We start from the raw sequence: 17,459 nt of genomic DNA, 5'->3' as shown, positions 1-17,459 counted from the left end.
TAATAAAAACTCCCGTTCCAACTCTCAGTTCTCCGTCTTATCCGCCCTGATGTATCTCGCACGAGTCACCGGCGCCGTCGTGGCAAGCCAAAAACTGTCCCCTCTGGCCGGCCAGCGTCTCCTGGTCGTCCGGCGGCTGGATCTCGACGGCAGTCTACGGGACGCGACCGAGGACATCGCGCTCGACCCAGGCCTGAGCGCGGGGGTGGGCGACGCGGTCCTGATCGCCAAAGAAGGCGCCGTGGTGGCGACACTACTCGACGGCGACCGCGTCGGTTCACTCCCGACGCCCGCCAACGTGATCATCGTCGCCGTCGTGGACGAGTGGTCGCTGGCCGACAGCGTCTCGGGCTGACCTTCCGCTCGGTCCGCCTCGGTGCCGAGGTGGGGGACCGGGCACCTGCGTCCCGCCCCGGCTCGGCCGGGGCCGCTGACTCACCCCCTCTTCAAGCCTCACCGGGGTCCCAGAGTCACTCGGCAGGGTATTCTCAGCCTCCCTCCCCCCTCAGACCATGGCGAACGCTCCCTACGACATCCTCGTGATCGGCTCCGGCCCCGGTGGCTACGAGGCCGCCATCCGCGCCCACCAGCTCGGTCTCAAGACCGCCATCGTCGAGAAGAACAAGCTCGGCGGCGTGTGCCTCAACATCGGCTGCATCCCGACCAAGGCACTGCTCAAGAGCGCGGAGATCGCCTCCCAGCTGGCCCACATCTCGGACTACGGCTTCTCCGGCGACGGCGCGTCGATCCAGGCCGACTTTCCGGCCATCGTCAAGCGCTCCCGCGGCGTGGCGGACAAGATGAACAAGGGCGTCCAGTTCCTCATGAAGAAGAACAAGGTGGACGTGTTCATGGGCAAGGCCACGCTTCTGGGCGGCGGCAAGGTGTCCGTCGAGCCCTCCGAGACAATGGACGGCGAGACCGTCGGCGAGGCGACCGAGATCGAGGCCAAGGCCATCATCATCGCCACGGGCGCCCGCGCCCGCGCCATCCCGACGCTCCCGGTCGACGACAAAAAGATCGTCGACTACAAGCAGGCGATGCTCCAGACCGAACAGCCGGAGTCGCTGGTCGTCGTCGGCGCCGGGGCCATCGGTGTCGAGTTCGCCTACGTCTACCACAACCTCGGCACCGAGGTCACTATCGTCGAACTCCAGGACCGCCTCGTTCCGGTCGAGGACGAGGACGTCTCGAAGGAGCTCGCGCGAGCCTACAAGAAGATGGGCGTCAAGGTCATGACCGGCGCCCAGGTCACGAACGTCGACACGTCCGGCGAGGGCTGCGTGGTGACGGTCGAGACCAAGAAGGGCACCGAGACGCTCCAGGCGGCGCAGGTCCTCTCGGCGGTCGGAGTGGTCGGCAACGTCGAGGGCTTCGGCCTGGACGAGGTCGGCGTCGAGTACGACCGCGGCGCGATCAAGGTAGACAGCATGTACCGCACCAACGTCGACGGACTGTATGCCATCGGCGACGTGATCGGCGGGCCGTGGCTGGCGCACGTGGCGAGCCACGAGGGCATCGTCTGCGTCGAGAACATCGCCCACGAGATGGGCAAGCTGGACCACGCGCCCCACGCCGTGGACTACCTCAACGTGCCCGGCTGCACGTACTGCCTGCCGCAGATCGCGTCGGTCGGCTACACGGAGGCGAAGGCCAAGGAGGCGGGCTTCGACGTGCTCGTCGGCAAGTTCCCCTTCGCGGCGTCCGGCAAGGCGGCGGCCATCGGCGACCAGACCGGCTTCGTGAAGGTGGTCGTGGATGCCAAGTACGGCGAGGTCCTGGGCGCCCACATCATCGGCCACGACGCGACCGAGATGATCGCGGAGGTGGTCACGGCGCGCGCGCTCGAGACGACGGCCCACGAGGTCATGGAGGCGATGCACCCGCACCCGACGCTCTCGGAGGCGGTCATGGAGGCCTTCCGCGACGCCTACGGCCAGGCGATCAACGCATAGGCTGCGTGCTCCGGCCCGCAGTGCTCTCCGCCCCGCTGGTCGTCGCCAGCGGGGCGGTTCCGTGTCTGCCCACCTCGGTGCCGAGGTGGCGAGGGTCAACCGCTATGGGTGGCCAGCCACTCGGCGTCCAGCGCCGACAGGAGGCTGCGGAGGCCGTCGCGGAAGTCGGCGTGCGTGCCGTCGGCGCGGCGGCGGAGCCAGAAGCCGTACGCCGTGTTGGCCTCGTACTTCAGCTCCCACTCGTTGCCGACCGGCAGTCCGATCTCGGACAGCAGCGTCTCGCTACGGTCGGTGAAGGCGAACACGCTGAACCCGGCACTCTCGTACGACTCGGCGCCCGCGGGCACGGGGCCGCCGTCGAGGAAGCGGGCGTAGTCCTTGAGCGGACCGATGGGCGTCGCGTCCGGGAAGCCTCCATCGACGAGGTCCTGGTGGGTCAGCCAGTAGATGCGCGCCAGACGGGCGACGTGGCGGCGGTAGATGGGCTGGATCAGCGCCTGCTCCGCCGTTCCGTCGGGGATCGCCGCGCTCCACGCCCAGCGGACGAACGAGGGGTCGTAGTGCCCGAACGCTCGATCCGATGTGAGGTCCAGGTCCAGCCCGTCCGCGGACGCCCTGTGAGGGCCGCTCTGGAACGGCTGGGTGGGCGCGAGCGCCAGCAACGTCGTCGGCTGGACGACCTGCGCGGCGGTGCAGGCGAGCCCGCGGACGCCGAAGTCAGCGAACCACGTCTCGAAGGGGCCGTCGCAGGTCTCGACGGCGTCCAGGGCCGGGCCGCGGTCGCCCTGCTCGACGAAGCGGGCCGCGGCGTCGTCGAGCCCGGCCCAGACGAGGCGGACGGCGCGCGACGCGCTCGAATCGGCACCGCCGGAGGGCGACGCACCGGCGCACCCGACGAGCAGGCACAGGACGAAGAGGGCGAGCGAGCGGGGCATGAATCGTAGGGGATGACCGGGGCCCTAGGGTACGCCGAACCGGCGCGAGGCCGAAGCCGTTCATCCCTTCCTTTCCACCCCCCTGTCTCCCATGTCTACCCCCTCCCCCGCCGAGCGCCAGGAGCGCATCGCCAAGCTGGCCGAACTGATCGAGGACATCCGCATCTGCATGCTCACCACCGTCGACACCGACGGCAAGCCTTGGAGCCGCCCGATGGCCGTCCAGGAGGTTGGCTTCGGCGGCGACCTGTGGTTTTTCACTCGCGACGACTCCGAGAAGGTCGACCACATTGAACGGAACCGGAAGGTCGGCGTCAGCTTCTCCCACCCGAAGCGCCAGGACTACGTCACGATGGCGGGCACCGCGCTCATCGTCAAGGACAAGCAGAAGGCCGAGGAGATGTGGTCCGAGGCCCTGGAGGCGTGGTTTCCGAAGGGCGTCCACGACTCGCACCTGCGATTGATCAAGGTCGAGGTCGAGCGCGCCGAGTACTGGGACTCGCCGTCGAGCCCGATCGTGTATGCGCTCGGCTACCTGAAGTCGAAGATCACGGGCGAGCCCGCGACCGACCTCGGCGAGAACGAGAAGGTCGACCTCGGCTGAGCCGACGCCGAGGCGGGCGCCGTCGGGTCAGACCTCGAAATCGTCGGCGTCCGCTTCGGCCGCCTCTCGCTCGGCCTCCACGAACGTCCAGAGGCGCTCCTTGAGCGGGTCCAGGCCCTGACGGGCGACGGCCGAGACGGGCATCACCTCCACGTCGTCGGGGAAGCCCGCGCGGGCTTGAGCGACCCACTCGGCGGCCAGTTCCGGCCCGACGATGTCCATCTTGGTCAGCGCCACCATGCGCGGCTTGCTGAGCAGGTGCGGGCTGAATGCCTCCAACTCCCCCAGCAGCGTCGCGTACCGCGCGCCGGGGTCCTCGGCGTCCGCGGCGACGCAGAACAAGAGCACGGCGTTGCGCTCGACGTGCTTGAGGAACTGGTGGCCGAGCCCCCGACCTTCCGAGGCCCCCTCGATGAGGCCCGGGATGTCGGCCATCACGAACGAGCGCCAGTCGCCGACCGACACCATGCCCAGGTTGGGCTCCAGCGTCGTGAACGGATAGTCGGCGATCTTGGGCTTGGCGGCACTGAGGCTGCTCACGAGGGTGCTCTTGCCCGCGTTCGGGAAGCCGACCAGCCCGACATCGGCGAGGAGCTTCAGCTCCAGCACGATCTCTCGCTCTTCCCCCGCCTCGCCAGGCTGCGCGTAGCGCGGCGCCTGGTTGGTCGGGCTCTTGTAGTGAGCATTCCCCTGTCCGCCACGACCGCCCTGCGCGAGGACCATCCGCTCCCCCTGCGTGACGACCTCGCCGAGAATCTCCCCCGTCGTCCCGTCCTTGACGACGGTTCCCAGCGGGGCGCGCAGGATGATGTCATCGGCCGCCTTTCCGGATTTGTGCGAGCCACCACCCGGCTCACCCGCCTTGGCGAAGTGGTGTCGGTTGTAGCGGAGGTCGAGCAGCGTGTAGAGGTGGCTGTCGGCCTCCAGAATCACCGAGCCTCCCTGGCCGCCGTCGCCGCCGTCCGGCCCGCCGTTGGGCTCGAACTTTTCGCGGCGGAAGTGGACGCTCCCGGCCCCTCCCTTCCCGCTCCGGACAGTGACGGTGACGTAGTCGACAAATTTCATTTCGGGGCTCGGGGCGTGAAGCAGAGGGCATGAGACGGTCGACCGGTCGCACGCTCACGCACCGTGAGCATAGGTCTAAACCTCGCGAAGGCGCCGCGAGACCTCTGCTAGCTTCTTGTGGTCCTCCCACGCCCTCTCTCCCCGGCCCCATGCCTCTGAAAGACGTTACCATCTATACCGACGGCGCATGCTCGGGCAACCCGGGCCCCGGCGGCTGGGGCGCGCACCTCATCTACGGCTCGCCGCCCGACGAGATCACCCGCGACATCAAGGGCGCCGAGGCGGAGACCACCAACAACCGGATGGAACTGCGCGCCGCGGCCGAGGCCCTGGAAGCCCTCCGAGAGCCCTGCCGCGTTCGCCTCCACTCGGACAGCGCCTACGTCATCAACGCCTTCAATGCCCGCTGGATCGACGGCTGGAAGAAGCGCGGCTGGAGGAAGGCCGACAAGTCGCCAGTGCTGAACCGCGACCTCTGGGAGCGCCTCGACGCGCAGAACCAGCGCCACGAGGTGACGTGGGTGAAGGTCAAGGGTCATGCAGGCGTCCCCCTCAACGAGCACGTGGATGGGCTCGCGGTGGGCGCGATGCGGACGCTGATGGCCGAGATGTGACACGCGTCCCGTCGGCCTCGGCACCATGGAGGAGCGGGCCGACATGGGCGAGCGGCGGGTGAGCGTCCGTCGTCTCCCTGTCAGTACGTTCGGACATGTCCCGCGTCCTTCGCCTCGCCGACCGCTTGAGTGCCGCCATCGGGTGGCTGTGCGCCCGCCTCATTGTGGTGATGGTCGGGGCCGGAGCGCTCGGAGCCGTGCTTCGCTACCTCGCCCCCGTGCTGGGCATCACGCCCGCACTCAACGCCATCGGCGACGTGCAGTGGATGCTGTTCAGCGGCGTCTTCCTGCTCGGCGCAGCGTGGGTGCTCGCCGAGGATGCGCACGTCCGGGTGGACGTGGTCTACGGGCGCCTCTCCCCGACGCGCCGAGCCTGGGTGGACCTGATCGGGACCGTCGTCCTGCTCCTGCCCTTCTGCGCACTCGTGCTGTGGGCGTCGTGGCCTGCCGTCGTCGAGTCGGTGACGTTGCGGGAGGGCGCGCTCGACGCTGGAGGTCTGGTGCGGTGGCCGGTCAAGCTGCTCGTGCTGCTCGGGATCGGGCTGCTGGCGCTCCAGGCGCTCGTGCAGGCGGTCCGCGCCGTAGCCGAGATCGCGGGCCGTGCGCCCGCCGGTCGCTGAATGGAGCCGCTCCTCGCCCACGTCGCCGACTGGCTGGGGCCGATCATGGTCGGCGTCGTGCTGGCGCTCGTGTTCTCGGGCTACCCGGTCGCGTTCGCTATCGGCGGTGTCTCGGTGCTGTTCGCGCTGCTGGGACTGGCGACGGGCTACTTCGACCCGCCGTTCCTGCTCGCGCTGGGCGATCGGCTGTTCGGGATCATGCAGAATCCGGTGCTGCTCGCGATCCCGTACTTCATCTTCATGGGCGTCATCCTGGAGAAGAGCCGCCTCGCGGAAGACCTGCTGACGACCATCGGCGCGCTGTTCGGGCGCGTGCGCGGCGGACTGGCGCTGGCGGTCGTCCTGGTGGGGGCGCTGCTGGCCGCAGCGACCGGCGTCGTCGGCGCGAGCGTGGTCGCGATGGGCGCGATCGCGCTGCCGGTGATGCTGGGGCACGGCTACAAGCCCTCCTTCGCAGCCGGGACGGTGGCGGCGTCGGGGACGCTCGGCCAGATCGTGCCGCCCTCCATCGTCCTGATCGTGCTCGGCGACCAGTTGGGCGTGAGCGTCGGCGCGCTGTTCGCGGGAGCGCTCGTGCCCGGCGTGATGCTGGCGACGATGTTCGCGCTCTACGTGGGCTGGGTCGCGTGGCGACACCCCGGGGCCGCGCCCGCGCTGCCGCTCGAAGAACGGACCGAGCAGGGCTGGGCGCTGGTCCGCCGCGTCGTGACGGTGTTGCTCCCCCCGCTGCTGCTCATCCTGGTCGTGCTCGGGAGCATTTTCGCGGGTGTCGCCACGCCCACCGAGGCGGGCGCCCTCGGGGCAGTCGGCGCGCTCGTGCTGACGGCACTCAACCGGCGGCTGTCGCGCCCGCTGGTCTGGGACGCCGCCCGGTCCACCGCGAAGCTGACCACGATGGTCCTGATCCTGCTCGTCGGCTCGACCGCATTCGCGCTGGTCTTCCGCGGCCTCTACGGCGACCTGTGGATCGAGGAGGCGCTGACCGGGCTGCCGGGCGGAGTGGTGGGGCTGCTGCTGGTAGCGAACGTGCTCGTGTTCGTGCTGGGCTTCTTCATCGACTTCTTCGAGATCGCCTTCATCGTGGTCCCGCTGCTGGCGCCCGCCGCCGCCGCGCTGGGCATCGACCTCGTCTGGTTCGGCGTGATCCTGGGGATGAATCTCCAGACCTCGTTTCTGACCCCACCGTTCGGGTTCTCGCTGTTCTACCTCCGCGGGGTGGCGCCGCCCGACGTGTCGACGGGCCAGATCTACCGGGGCGCCCTTCCGTTCGTGGCCATCCAGCTGCTCGCGCTGGGCCTCGTGGTCGCCTTCCCAGAGCTGGTGCTCGCGTTCGTGGGGGACTAGCGGAGCTTGCTCTTCGCCATGCCCCACTCGGCGAGGCCGAACCACCGGTCCGAGGCGGACTGAAAGGCGCGGTAGCTCGTCAGCAGCTCCCGCGTCTGGGCATCGCCTGCGGCAGCGTCGTCCATCAGGTCGCGCGACGCCGTCGCGGCAGCGGCCATCACATCGTCGGGGAAGGGCACCGTGCGGACCCCCTTGTCCAGCAGCGACGCCAGCGCGGCCGGGTTGAGGGCGTCGTACTCGCTGAGCATCGTCGCGTTGACCTCGTCGGACGCGCTCTGGAGCGCCTCCCGATACGACGACGGCAGTCCCTCCCACGCGGTCCGGTTGACGTAGAACGAGAGCGCCGCGGCTGGCTCCCACCAGCCGGGGTAGTGGTACGTCTTGACGACGCGGTAGAAGCCCATCTTCTCGTCGTCGTACGGCCCCACCCACTCCGTCGCGTCGATGGCGCCACGCTCGAGGGCCCCGTAGATCTCCCCGCCGGCCAGGGTCTGCGCGACGACGCCGAGGCGCTCCATCGCGCGCCCGCCCAGGCCGGGGATCCGCATCGTCAGCCCCTGGAGGTCGGAGAGGGAGCGGACCGGCTCGCGAAACCAGCCGCCCATCTGGGTGCCGGTGTTGCCGCCAAGGAGACCGATCACGTCGAAGCCGTCGAGGACCTGCTGCGTCAGGTCCCGCCCGCCGCCGTGGCGGATCCAGGCGTCGTGCTGCCGCGCCTGCATGCCAAACGGCACCGCCGTCTCGAACGTCAGCGCGGGCGTCTTCCCGAGGTAGTAGTAGCTGGCCGTGTGCCCGATGGGGACCGACCCTGCCTGGACGGCGTCGAGCACCTGGAGCGGGGGCACGAGCGCGCCCGCCTCGGAGGGCTCGATCTCGAAGCGCCCGTCCGTCAGCGCCCCGACGCGGGCCGCCAAGTGCTCGGCGGCGCGGTACAGAATCTCGGTCGACCGCGGGAAGCTGGACGCCAGCCGCCACCGGATCCGCGGCCGCGTGACGATGCCGGGCGCGTCCACCTCGGCGACCTCGCCCGTGTTGCGGCGCCCATGCCCCGGGCCGGGGCCACAGGCGGCGAGGGTGGCGCCTGCCCCGAGAGCGGCGGCAGTGACGAAGCGACGACGGTCCATGCCGGAGTCTACGACGGCGCTAGCCAGATTCGGCCCGCTCAGGATGACGAGGCGAGTTCTCGACCGGCTCAGTCGAGGATCTCGCCTCGCCCGGAGGTCGCTTCGACGAACGCGGCTCGCAACGCGTCCGCTTCGGACCGGCGGACTGCGAGTTCGAGCTCCGTACCTGAGGGCGAGTAGCGCTGATCGGCCACCTCGGCGTCGAACTGGTCGAGGAGGCGCATCGCGGGCGAGGTGTCGTCGAAGGCGAAGGCGAGCGTCACGGGCACGCGGAGCGTCACGGTCCGCAGTCGGGCGCTGTCGAGTGCGACGCCCGCGGCCTCCCCGTAGGCCCGTGCCAGCCCGCCGACGCCCAGCTTCGTGCCGCCGTAGTACCGTGTCACGACCACGGCGACGTGGTACAGATCCCGCCCTTCGATCTCGCGGAGGATCGGCGCCCCTGCGGACCCGCTCGGCTCGCCGTCGTCACTGCTGCGCGGCGCGGGCGCGTCAGGGCCGAGACGATAGGCCCAGCAGTGGTGCGTCGCGGAGTACTCGCGGGCACGTACCGTCGCGAGGTGCTCCAGGGCGGCCTCCGCATCGGCGGCGGGGACGACCTCGGCCAGGAAGCGGGAGCCCTTCGTTTTAGGAGGCTCTGCACGGGCCGGGGCGGCCAGCGTTCGGAACGTGTCGGTCATTCGAAATGGCAGCGCGCCGTACCCTCGGGACGCGGCGACACCCGCCCATCCTCTCTGTCGCAAGCTATGCTCCTCGCCACCGGTCTCGCCGCCCTCCTCACGCTCGTTCCGCCCACTTTGCGAGCGGGCACCGCCGACCGCGTCGTCGTGGACGGGGAGTTGAACGAGGCGGCCTGGACGACGGCCGAGGTCGCGACCGACTTCGTCCAGTTCGAGCCCACCGAGGGCGCCCCAGCCACCCAGACGACCGAGGTGCGCATCCTCCGTGGCGCCGACGCCCTGTACGTGGGCGCGGTGATGCGGGACAGCGACCCGGAGGGCATCCGGACGACCCTCAGCCGCCGCGACAACCCCGACGGGGACTTCTTCCTGGTCGCCCTCGACGCCTACGGTGACGGTCGGTCGGCCTACGAGTTCGCGGTCACGGCCGCCAACGTCCAGTTCGATGCGCTGGCGACACGGCAGAACGAGGACGAGTCGTGGGATGCCATCTGGGGGTCGGCGACGCGCGTCACCGAGGAGGGCTGGGTCGCGGAGATCGAAATCCCGTACTCGCAGCTGCGGTTCACCGGCACCGAGCCGGTGTGGGGCGTCAACTTCGTCCGCCAGATCCAACGGCTCAACGAGAAGGTCTTCTGGTCGCCGCTGACGCGGGAACGCGAGAGCGCCTTCCTCGAAGACCTCGGCCGCCTGGAGGGCGTCGCCGGGCTCCAGCCGAAGCGCGTCGTGCAGGCGCTGCCCTACTCGCTGGCCCGCGCAAGGCGGTTCGAAGCCGACACACCAGGCGTGCCGACCGCCGCCTACGGAAGCGAGGCCGGGCTCGACCTCAAGCTGGGCCTCACCTCCAACGTCATCCTCGACGTTACGGTCAACCCGGACTTTGGACAGGTCGAGGCGGACCCGGCCGAGCTCAACCTGTCGACCTTCGAGACCTTCTTCTCCGAGCGGCGGCCGTTCTTCCTGGAGGGCACCCAGATCTTCGACCTCGACTACGCCTCCGGCGATGGCGCGCTGCTTTACACGCGCCGCATCGGCGGGTCGAGCCCGATCATCGGGGCGGCCAAGCTGACCGGCCGCACCGACGGGGGCCTCTCCTTCGGCGTCCTCGGTGCCACCACGGGCGACGACTTCGACCCGAGCCGCCTCTACGCGGCTGCCCGACTCAAGCAGGAGTTGCCCAACCAGAGCGCGGTCGGCCTGGGCGCGACGGCCTACTCGTCGTGGATGGAGAGCGCGTCGCCCCGGAGCGCCTCGGTCGGAGCCGACTGGGCCTTCCGCCTCGGCGACACGCTCGACTGGCTGTTCGAGGGGACCACCAGCGCGACCGCCCGCGCGACCGATGGCGCAGACCCGGACCTCGGGTACGCGGTGTACCTCGGCCTGGACAAGGTCCAGGGCTACTTCAAGCCCGGCTTCGGCCTCCGGGTGTACTCAGAGGCGTTCCGCCTGAACGACGTGGGGCGGTTTCGGCAGACGGACCTGATCTCGCTCCGGGGGGGCACGCAACTGCTGCTCAACCGCGGGCAGCCGGTCGGGCCGTTCCGGCGCCTCAGCGTGTTCGGGTTTGGGACCCAGGAGTTCCGCTACACCGACGGCGCCAACCGGGGCTTCCAGGGCACGGCACGGCTCGGGGCGGACTTCTTCGGCTTCCAGAGCGCGGGATTACAGGCCAACGTGTTCGGCCTCGGCGGCGTCGACGTGCGCGAGACGCGTGGCCTCGACCCGGTCGTCAACGTGCCTGGCGCGGCCCTCTCGGTCGACGTCACGACGGACCAGCGGCGGCGATTCCAGCTCGGCCTCGGCCTCCGAGGACAGGTTTACGAGGACGGCGGGCGGAGCTTCTCGCCCGGTGCCGCGATCGACTGGACCGTCAGCGACCGGCTGACGCTGGCGCTCGAAGGGCAGATCGCCGCGGCGACTGGCGAACGGGCCTGGGTGCTCAACGAGGGCTTCGTCGAGACGGCTGACGGGCTGGCCGTGGGCCCCACATCGGGCCTGCCATCTGACCTGGACCCGGAGACGCTCGTCCTCCTCCCTCTCTCGTCCACCGAGGCAGGCACCCTCTTCGATGGCGTGGCACGCGTCAACGGCGGGTTCTACCGACCGGTGTTCGCCTCCCGCGACACGCGGTCGGCCAGCCTCACCACCCGCGCCAACCTCCTCTTCAGCGCCGACCTCTCCGTCCAGCTGTACGGGCAACTGTTCTCGGCGCGCGGCCAGTACGAAGACTTCCGCCTGCTCGCCTCCACCGACGACCTCCGTCCGTTCGACGCGTACCCGCGCCGCCGCGACTTCTCGTTCTCGGACTTCAACACGAACGCGGTCCTGCGCTGGGAGTACCGGCCGGGGTCCTCGCTGTACGTCGTCTGGTCGCAGGCGCGCGGTACGTCGGCGTTCGAGGATCTGCTGTTCGCCGACGGGATGAGCGCCTCGCCGTTCGACACCTCCACCTCCCAGCAGTTCGCCGACACCTTCGGCGTGTTCCCGGAGAACGTCTTCCTCGTGAAGCTGAGCTACCTGGTGATGCGGTAGTGCGAGCTCGCTAGCCTTCGATCTCGGTCACGAGCTGGATTTCGCGCAGCACGCCCTGGACGCGGAAGCAGTCGAAGAAGTCGCCCTGGTAGACACAGTCCTTGCCCGTCGCGTCGACGGTGAGGGCGTGCAACTGACCCTGCTCGGCGGTACAGCCGGTGGCCTTCATCAACTGGAGGATCACCTCCTCGAAGGTGTGGATGTCGTCGTCATAGAGGATGACACGCCAGGGCGTCTCCACCTCCACGTCCGTGTCCGCCTCGAAGACGGGGGCGACCTCCGGGGTCGCGGCGCCTGCGAGCGTTCCGAGACTACGCATGCTCACGCCGCGGCCGTCTCCACGGCATCGACCGACAGGATCTCGACGTCCTCCGTCACCGGGTTGGCGAGCAACTTCTGGCACGCCTGCCGGACGCTGGCCTCGGCCGCCTCGGCGGAGTCCGCGGCAACACGGAGGGAAAACACTTTGCCCGTGCGAACCTCCTCGACCTCGGGCATGCCAAGGTCGCCGAGGGCCGACTGGATGGCCTTCCCCTGCGGATCCAGGATGGAGGGGCGGAGCGTGACGTGGACGGTGGCGGTGTACATCGGGGAGGCGAATGCGGGTCAGAAAGCTACGGCGTCACGCCAGGGTCCGCGTCGGCATCCGCGAGCGGCTCCGTGTCGGTAGCCACGCGGACGGCCCACAGCAATGCCCGACCAAGGCCCCACAGCAGGTAGATAACGGCGGCGACCAGCAGACCGATCTCCTGGAAGATGACGCCGAGCAACATCGCCAGCAGGAAGAGGAGAAACCGGTACCGGTACGTCCGCAGGTTGGCGCGGTTGGGCTGAGGGAGCGCAGGAAACGAGATCGGCGCCACCATCAGGGCCGAGAGACCGACGACCAGCGTGATCAGGACCGAGAGCTGCGGCCTCGCCAGCACGTCGAACCAGGGGCGGCCGATGAAGGTGAGGATGAACACGACCACCGTCCCGGCCTGCGCGGGGATCGGCAGCCCGGTGAACTCGGTCGACTTGGCGCCCGCCTCGGCCATCGAGTTGAACTTGGCCAGCCGAACGGCGCCGAAGAGGGCCGGCAGGCTCGCGAGCAACCCTCCCCACATCGGCCCGAGCTGGTTCAGCCCGAACATGTACAGCAGAAAGCTCGGCGCGACGCCGAACGAGACGATGTCACTCAGCGAGTCCAGCTCGACGCCGAACTCGCCCGAGACACCCACCAGGCGGGCCATCAGGCCATCGAGGAGGTCGAAGAACGCTGCGAGCACCACCAGCCAGGCGGCGGCTTCCAGGTTGCCCGCGGCCGTCTGGATCAGCGAGAAGAACCCGGCCAGCAGGTTCATCAGGGTGAAGAAGTTGGGCACCGCGGCGCGCGCGCGCGCGCTCGACCGGATGCTCGCCGCACGGCGAGCGCGCAGTACTGGGCCTCGAGGCGGTCGGATCGGTTCCATCAGGCGACCTCTCTCATCGGGGTGAGAGGCTCCTCACGGAGCCCGTAGCCCACCGCGGGCTCGGCCTGAACGTCACCCGACCACCCCCCAGAGAGGCGTCGTAAGGAGAAGACGTGGCGGGAGGATCGAAACCCGTCGGGGACAGACACTGGCTGGGGTGAAGTGGAAGCAGTCAACGCCACGACGGCACCTCGGCGTTCCACCATCGCGCCCCACAACTCGATCGGCCCGCCGTCCCCTCACGGATTTCCAGAACGTGAACGGGGGCCCACCGACAAGCGGCAGGCCCCCGTTCGAGATCCTTGATGGCCCATCGTCCCGCGAGCCGTAGCTCCGGTTCGAGGGCCGAGTGCGTCCGTCTACGAGACCGTCGTGGGCCGTCTGAGGACCGCTGAGACAGCGGGCTCTGACAGCGACGACGTGGGGGTCTTCGCAGGGCGTCTGAGCGATCGAGGACGAATCCCCGGTCGCGTCCGTCGCGCGTGCTGGGTCCTCCTGTACGGAACAGGTCGGGCGTCACGGGGCTCGAAAGCCTCTCGGGACGTCTCGCCCACAGCATCCCGCCCACCGAAGCAGCCGGGGCTGTCCTTCCGAACCGAAGTTCGGTCGGGCGTGCGGTACGGTCTGGCCACCAAAATGTCGACCCGGATCTCTCTTTTCACAGAGAGTCGGGGCGAGAATGGGTCCAGCGTACGAGCGGAGAGTCGGGTCGTCCGGAGGGCCCGTGAGGGCCTTCGGTGGCCGTTCGATGAATGGCCTGGAGGGCGACGCTCCTCTCGCCCCACCGAGGCGGGGCCTTGTACACGCAGGGCATTCCGTGAGGAAGCCCTCTTCCAGCAATGAGACGCACTGTGTCAAGGAACGCGACCCCGGAGGGCCGCCTGCCCGAAGGCAGTGACCCATAGTACCGGGGAGATCCTGCGGAGTCAAGATGAACCAACGGTTAAGTTCCCCACATATCCACCCCCGTCCACATCGTACCCTTCTGGCTTCGGAGCTTCGGCGGGACGGCTCTCCGAGCCAGATCCGGCCATGTCGTTCTCGCCCAACGCCCTCTCCCCTCGCCCATGCGCACGCCCTCCCTCGCCGCTCTGCTCCTCGCGCTGGTCGGCTGCGGGTCGCCCGACGCGCCCCGCCTCGACACGGCGGCCGACAGCCTCGCCTTCCGCGTCACCGAGGCTGCGGGCGGGCTCGACACCTGGGAGGCGCTGCCAGGCATCGCTTTCGAGTGGGCCGTCGTCCGCGACTCTGTGGAGGTCGCTCGCAACTGGCACGTGTGGGACAAGACAGGCGACCGGGTCCGGAGCGAGTTCCAGATCGGCGCGGACAGCGTCGTCGTGGCGGTGTTCTCCCCCTCGACCTTCGACCCGGCATCTCCAGTGGGCCAGGCGGCCTTGAACGGGACCATCCTCTCTGGCGAGATCGCGTCCGAGCAGTTGACGGGCGCGCAGAGCCGGTTCATCAACGACAGCTACTGGCTCCTGGCACCCCTGAAGGTGTTCGACCCCGGCGTGGTCCGGGCCGTCGAGACCCGGGACAACGTCGTCGGCCTCGCGCTGTCCTTCGAGGGCGTCGGCCTGACACCCGGGGACCGCTACTGGCTGGCAGTGGACGACGGCTCGGGTGCGACCACCGGCTGGGCCTTCGTGTTGGAGAGCGGGAACGAGGGCGACTTCATCTGGCTCGACCCGATCGAACTCGACACGCCTCTGGGTCCGCTCTCGTTCGCGACCGAGAAGGCGTCGCGGGCAGGCGGTTCGGCGATCCTCACTGAGCCTGAGGCGCTCCTGGAGATCGACGAGGCGCTGTTCACAGACCTGACGCCGCGCAACCGGCCCAGCCTCCCCTGATCCCTACTCGGCGTCCGGACGCCAGAGCAGGTCCACGAGAACGCGGCCGACCTGGCCGAGGCTCTCCGCGCTGACGTTCTCAGGTGTGTCGGAGGTCGTGTGCCACGTATCGGGGAACGGCGTCTGGATCAGGTTCACCATCGGGATGCCCACCCGGAGGAACGGGACGTGGTCGTCCTGGATCGCGGGGCCGACTTCGTCGAGGAAGGCCGTAGACCCGACCCGCCGCGCAGCGGCCCAGATGCGGTCCACCAGCTCCGGGGCATGCTGCAAGGAATAGCCTTCCTTCGGGATGCGGAGGTCGGTGTCGCCCACCATGTCCAGCAAGACGCCCCAGACGGGCCGGTAGCCAGGGTTGTGGAGCACGAACATCTCGGACCCCATCGCGAACGGCACCCGGTCGCCTTCCGGCACCGCCGGGTCGATGGTCCCCAGATCCTCCAGGTCGAACAGGATGATGTCCACGCCGACGGGCCGCTGGAGCGGCTGCGCATCCAGCAGGCGAGCGATCTCCAACAGCACGGCCACGCCGGATGCGCCGTCGTTGGCGCCGAGCACGGGCTCCAGCCGCCGCGCCGGGTCCGGATCGTTGTCGGCGATCGGGCGCGAGTCCCAGTGGGCCGCCAGCAGGATGCGCCGCCGCAGGCCGGGCTGCCAGGAGGCGACGATGTTCGTTCCGCGGAAGGTCCGCGTCGTGTCGGCGGGATCGGGGATCTCGATCTGCTGCTCGACCACCCGGTCGGCGTACACGCCGAGGCGGGCCTGGAGCCAGACGCGCGCCGAGTCGTGGGCCGCGGTGCCAGGCACGCGGGGGCCGAAGTCGGTCTGCTCGGACACCAGCGCGTACGCGCGTTCCTCCTCGAAAGCGGGAAGCGGGGCGGGCCGGTCGGCCCACCGCAGAACGATACCGACCGCGACTGCGGCCACGACGAGGCCCGCCAGGGCGAGCCAGAGAGTGCGACGAGTCACGCGGGCAGGGCGAAGAACTGGAGGTCAGCCAAGTCGTCCGCGAGTCGACCCGAATGGGTCGGCTCGGGCAGGTCGAGGGCGATCCGTTCCGCCTGGGCCAGCGTCTCGGCCAGCAGTCGCCGACGGTCTGCCCCGGAGGCGACCCCCACGCCCAGCGGCGCGGCGCCCGCGAGCACGTCGGCGATGGAGAGCGCGACATCGGGCGCGCGGTCCTCCCGAAGCGTCCAGGCCCCGGTCTCCACCTCGAACGCGTACAGCGGCAGGAAGCGAGCCCCATAGTCGGCCACGAACTCGACCGCCCGGATGAGGAAGTCCACCTCGTCGTCGTCGTGGGTGTAGTGGAAGCCGATGCGCGCCCAGCCGGGCTTGAGGCCGTGGATGCCGTCCGCCATGCACTGGCGGAAGCGGGTGCTCATGTGCTCGGTGATGCCGAGCAGATGGTGACCGTAGGGCCCTGCACACGAGCAGCCGGCCCGGCTCTGGATGCCGAACAGGTCGCACAGCAGCACCGTCACGAACCGAGGGTGCAAGAGGCCTTCCTTGGGGTCGCGGACGTTGAACGATACGATGGGGAGCCGCTCGACCTCCGCGCCCGGACCCAGGATCTCGATCCGCTCGTCGGCAGCCCACCGGTCGATCACGCGCTCGAGGTGGGCATGCTCGCGCGCTCGGATGGCGTCCACGCCGACGGCCGCCTTGACCTGCATCGCGATGGCGGCACGGAGCGTCTGGTACAGGCCCGGCGTTCCGGCCGTCTCTCGGGCCTCGATGTCGTCCGTGTAGTCGTGGTGAGTCGCGTTGACATACACCACCGTCCCGCCGCCACCGACCGTCGGCGCGAGGCCGTCGGGGTAGATGGCGGCGTCGAACACCAGCAGGCCGGACGACCCCGGACCGCCGAGAAACTTGTGGGGCGAGAGGAAGATGGCATCCAGCCGACCGTCAGGGTCGCCGTCGGGCGCCATGTCGATCTCGACGTACGGGCCGGACGCCGCGTAGTCGAAGAACGCCAGCGCCCCGTGGCGATGCAGCACGCGCGCGATGTCGTGCACCGGAGCGAGCACGCCGGTCACGTTGGAGCCCGCCGAGAAGGAACCGTACAGCGTCCGGCCTTCCCACTGGGGATCGGTCAGGTGTCGCTCCAAGTCGTCGAGACAGATCTGCCCCTGTTCGTTGAGGCACACCTCGACGACGGTGCAGAGGCCCTCGCGCCACGTGACTTCGTTCGAGTGGTGCTCGTACGGGCCGACGAACACGACGGGGCCTTTCTCGCGGAGGTCGTACATCAGCCGTCCCGCGGCTTCGTCGCCGAGCGCGCCGGTCAGCCGGAGGCCGAGGTCGCGCAGCGTGGCCGGCGGAATGGCGACCCCGAGGATCTCCTGCAGCTTGTGGATGGCACCCGTCGACCCGTTGCCGCAGCACACGACCCGGCCCGACGGCCCGGCGTGGACGGCCTCTTTGATGGCGTGCTCGGCCTGATGCAGCAGGTGCGTCGCCGTGCGACCGGTCAGGCTGTCCTCCGTGTGGCTGTTGGCGTACAGCGGCGCCAGCGACCGGAGGTAGTCCTCCACGAAGGCGAGTTGCCGCCCGCTGGCCGTGAAGTCGGCGTAGACGAGCGGTCGCTCGCCGAAGGGCGTCTGAACGACGGCATCGGCGCCGAGGGTCTGGGCGCGGAGGGCGTTGGGGGTGAGGCGCGGAAGCTCCATACCGCAAGATAGA

At 69.6% G+C, this 17,459-nt stretch carries 17 protein-coding genes; 8 read left to right on the top strand and 9 right to left on the bottom strand.

Annotated features, from left to right (window positions below; all coding sequences use genetic code 11):
- Positions 1-49 precede the first annotated feature (49 nt).
- Positions 50-355 carry a EutN/CcmL family microcompartment protein gene (locus B1759_RS11375; protein WP_095515198.1) on the top strand — a complete coding sequence of 102 codons (306 nt, stop codon included), beginning with the start codon at positions 50-52 and terminating at the stop codon, positions 353-355.
- Between the two features lie 157 nt (positions 356-512).
- Entirely contained in the window at positions 513-1,955 is a 1,443-nt protein-coding gene (lpdA, locus tag B1759_RS11370; RefSeq protein WP_095515197.1) for a dihydrolipoyl dehydrogenase, read from the top strand.
- 95 nt (positions 1,956-2,050) lie between these two features.
- On the opposite strand, the gene B1759_RS11365 is transcribed toward lpdA, so the two are convergent.
- Complete coding sequence (locus B1759_RS11365; protein ID WP_095515196.1) at positions 2,051-2,890, bottom strand: hypothetical protein; 840 nt, start codon at positions 2,888-2,890, stop codon at positions 2,051-2,053.
- Positions 2,891-2,981: 91 nt separating this feature from the next.
- Between B1759_RS11365 and B1759_RS11360 the strand changes: the two genes are divergently transcribed.
- Positions 2,982-3,494 (top strand): pyridoxamine 5'-phosphate oxidase family protein, encoded by a 513-nt coding sequence (locus B1759_RS11360; protein WP_095515195.1) that lies wholly within the window; start codon positions 2,982-2,984, stop codon positions 3,492-3,494.
- Positions 3,495-3,521: 27 nt separating this feature from the next.
- Here B1759_RS11360 and obgE read toward each other — a convergent pair whose 3' ends face one another.
- Positions 3,522-4,559: a GTPase ObgE gene (gene obgE / locus B1759_RS11355; RefSeq protein WP_095515194.1), complete on the bottom strand. Its 1,038-nt coding sequence runs from the start codon at positions 4,557-4,559 to the stop codon at positions 3,522-3,524.
- 149 nt (positions 4,560-4,708) lie between these two features.
- Between obgE and rnhA the strand changes: the two genes are divergently transcribed.
- The 3 genes from rnhA (at position 4,709) to B1759_RS11340 (ending at position 7,137) form a co-directional block, all read left to right on the top strand.
- Positions 4,709-5,173 (top strand): ribonuclease HI, encoded by a 465-nt coding sequence (rnhA, locus tag B1759_RS11350; RefSeq protein ID WP_095515193.1) that lies wholly within the window; start codon positions 4,709-4,711, stop codon positions 5,171-5,173.
- A gap of 95 nt (positions 5,174-5,268) precedes the next feature.
- Positions 5,269-5,793, top strand: coding sequence for a TRAP transporter small permease subunit (locus B1759_RS11345; protein WP_095515192.1), 525 nt, complete (start codon positions 5,269-5,271; stop codon positions 5,791-5,793).
- On the top strand, positions 5,794-7,137 hold the full coding sequence (locus tag B1759_RS11340; RefSeq protein WP_095515191.1) for a TRAP transporter large permease subunit: 1,344 nt from the start codon (positions 5,794-5,796) through the stop codon (positions 7,135-7,137). It begins immediately after the preceding gene.
- On the opposite strand, the gene B1759_RS11335 is transcribed toward B1759_RS11340, so the two are convergent.
- The gene (locus tag B1759_RS11335) at positions 7,134-8,261 is read right to left on the bottom strand and encodes a TRAP transporter substrate-binding protein (RefSeq protein ID WP_095515190.1); all 1,128 of its coding nucleotides are present in this window, start codon (positions 8,259-8,261) and stop codon (positions 7,134-7,136) included. The two genes, B1759_RS11340 and B1759_RS11335, sit on opposite strands and share 4 nt — an antisense overlap.
- A 68-nt stretch (positions 8,262-8,329) precedes the next feature.
- A complete protein-coding gene (locus B1759_RS11330) occupies positions 8,330-8,938 on the bottom strand; it encodes a YigZ family protein (RefSeq protein ID WP_095515189.1) in 609 nt (202 codons plus the stop codon).
- A 66-nt stretch (positions 8,939-9,004) separates the two neighbouring features.
- Here B1759_RS11330 and B1759_RS11325 point away from each other — a divergent pair, with 66 nt between their 5' ends.
- On the top strand, positions 9,005-11,470 hold the full coding sequence (locus B1759_RS11325; RefSeq protein WP_095515188.1) for a DUF5916 domain-containing protein: 2,466 nt from the start codon (positions 9,005-9,007) through the stop codon (positions 11,468-11,470).
- 10 nt (positions 11,471-11,480) lie between these two features.
- Here the strand turns inward: B1759_RS11325 and B1759_RS11320 are convergent, their stop codons facing one another.
- Genes B1759_RS11320 through pssA form a run of 3 tightly spaced genes read right to left on the bottom strand, consistent with a single transcriptional unit; the run spans position 11,481 to position 12,834 of the window.
- Positions 11,481-11,789: an ATP-dependent Clp protease adaptor ClpS gene (locus tag B1759_RS11320; protein WP_095515187.1), complete on the bottom strand. Its 309-nt coding sequence runs from the start codon at positions 11,787-11,789 to the stop codon at positions 11,481-11,483.
- 2 nt (positions 11,790-11,791) lie between these two features.
- The gene (gene purS, locus B1759_RS11315) at positions 11,792-12,058 is read right to left on the bottom strand and encodes a phosphoribosylformylglycinamidine synthase subunit PurS (protein ID WP_095515186.1); all 267 of its coding nucleotides are present in this window, start codon (positions 12,056-12,058) and stop codon (positions 11,792-11,794) included.
- A 26-nt stretch (positions 12,059-12,084) separates the two neighbouring features.
- Positions 12,085-12,834, bottom strand: coding sequence for a CDP-diacylglycerol--serine O-phosphatidyltransferase (pssA, locus tag B1759_RS11310; protein WP_198948832.1), 750 nt, complete (start codon positions 12,832-12,834; stop codon positions 12,085-12,087).
- A 1,154-nt stretch (positions 12,835-13,988) separates the two neighbouring features.
- Between pssA and B1759_RS11305 the strand changes: the two genes are divergently transcribed.
- Positions 13,989-14,771, top strand: coding sequence for a hypothetical protein (locus B1759_RS11305; RefSeq protein ID WP_095515184.1), 783 nt, complete (start codon positions 13,989-13,991; stop codon positions 14,769-14,771).
- Between the two features lie 3 nt (positions 14,772-14,774).
- Here B1759_RS11305 and B1759_RS11300 read toward each other — a convergent pair whose 3' ends face one another.
- Together B1759_RS11300 and B1759_RS11295 are read right to left on the bottom strand one after the other, a co-directional pair.
- A complete protein-coding gene (locus B1759_RS11300) occupies positions 14,775-15,740 on the bottom strand; it encodes a M28 family peptidase (protein WP_095515183.1) in 966 nt (321 codons plus the stop codon).
- The gene (locus tag B1759_RS11295; protein WP_158225218.1) at positions 15,737-17,446 is read right to left on the bottom strand and encodes an aminotransferase class V-fold PLP-dependent enzyme; all 1,710 of its coding nucleotides are present in this window, start codon (positions 17,444-17,446) and stop codon (positions 15,737-15,739) included. Before B1759_RS11295 ends, B1759_RS11300 begins: the two co-directional genes overlap by 4 nt.
- Between the last annotated feature and the right edge of the window lie 13 nt (positions 17,447-17,459).

The organism is Rubrivirga sp. SAORIC476 (genome assembly GCF_002283555.1).
Lineage (GTDB): Bacteria > Bacteroidota > Rhodothermia > Rhodothermales > Rubricoccaceae > Rubrivirga.
Note: the sequence above shows the minus strand (reverse complement) of the source record. Positions and strands in the feature narration are given on the sequence as shown.

Excerpts from the sequence above, each read along its gene's own strand:
- B1759_RS11325 (WP_095515188.1), top strand. The coding sequence starts at position 9,005 with ATGCTCCTCGCCACCGGTCTCGCCGCCCTCCTCACGCTCGTTCCGCCC.
- B1759_RS11305 (WP_095515184.1), top strand. The coding sequence starts at position 13,989 with ATGCGCACGCCCTCCCTCGCCGCTCTGCTCCTCGCGCTGGTCGGCTGC.
- purS (WP_095515186.1), bottom strand. The coding sequence starts at position 12,058 with ATGTACACCGCCACCGTCCACGTCACGCTCCGCCCCTCCATCCTGGAT.
- B1759_RS11320 (WP_095515187.1), bottom strand. The coding sequence starts at position 11,789 with ATGCGTAGTCTCGGAACGCTCGCAGGCGCCGCGACCCCGGAGGTCGCC.
- B1759_RS11360 (WP_095515195.1), top strand. The coding sequence starts at position 2,982 with ATGTCTACCCCCTCCCCCGCCGAGCGCCAGGAGCGCATCGCCAAGCTG.
- B1759_RS11340 (WP_095515191.1), top strand. The coding sequence starts at position 5,794 with ATGGAGCCGCTCCTCGCCCACGTCGCCGACTGGCTGGGGCCGATCATG.
- rnhA (WP_095515193.1), top strand. The coding sequence starts at position 4,709 with ATGCCTCTGAAAGACGTTACCATCTATACCGACGGCGCATGCTCGGGC.
- obgE (WP_095515194.1), bottom strand. The coding sequence starts at position 4,559 with ATGAAATTTGTCGACTACGTCACCGTCACTGTCCGGAGCGGGAAGGGA.
- B1759_RS11365 (WP_095515196.1), bottom strand. The coding sequence starts at position 2,890 with ATGCCCCGCTCGCTCGCCCTCTTCGTCCTGTGCCTGCTCGTCGGGTGC.
- B1759_RS11295 (WP_158225218.1), bottom strand. The coding sequence starts at position 17,446 with ATGGAGCTTCCGCGCCTCACCCCCAACGCCCTCCGCGCCCAGACCCTC.
- B1759_RS11345 (WP_095515192.1), top strand. The coding sequence starts at position 5,269 with ATGTCCCGCGTCCTTCGCCTCGCCGACCGCTTGAGTGCCGCCATCGGG.
- B1759_RS11375 (WP_095515198.1), top strand. The coding sequence starts at position 50 with ATGTATCTCGCACGAGTCACCGGCGCCGTCGTGGCAAGCCAAAAACTG.
- B1759_RS11335 (WP_095515190.1), bottom strand. The coding sequence starts at position 8,261 with ATGGACCGTCGTCGCTTCGTCACTGCCGCCGCTCTCGGGGCAGGCGCC.
- lpdA (WP_095515197.1), top strand. The coding sequence starts at position 513 with ATGGCGAACGCTCCCTACGACATCCTCGTGATCGGCTCCGGCCCCGGT.
- B1759_RS11330 (WP_095515189.1), bottom strand. The coding sequence starts at position 8,938 with ATGACCGACACGTTCCGAACGCTGGCCGCCCCGGCCCGTGCAGAGCCT.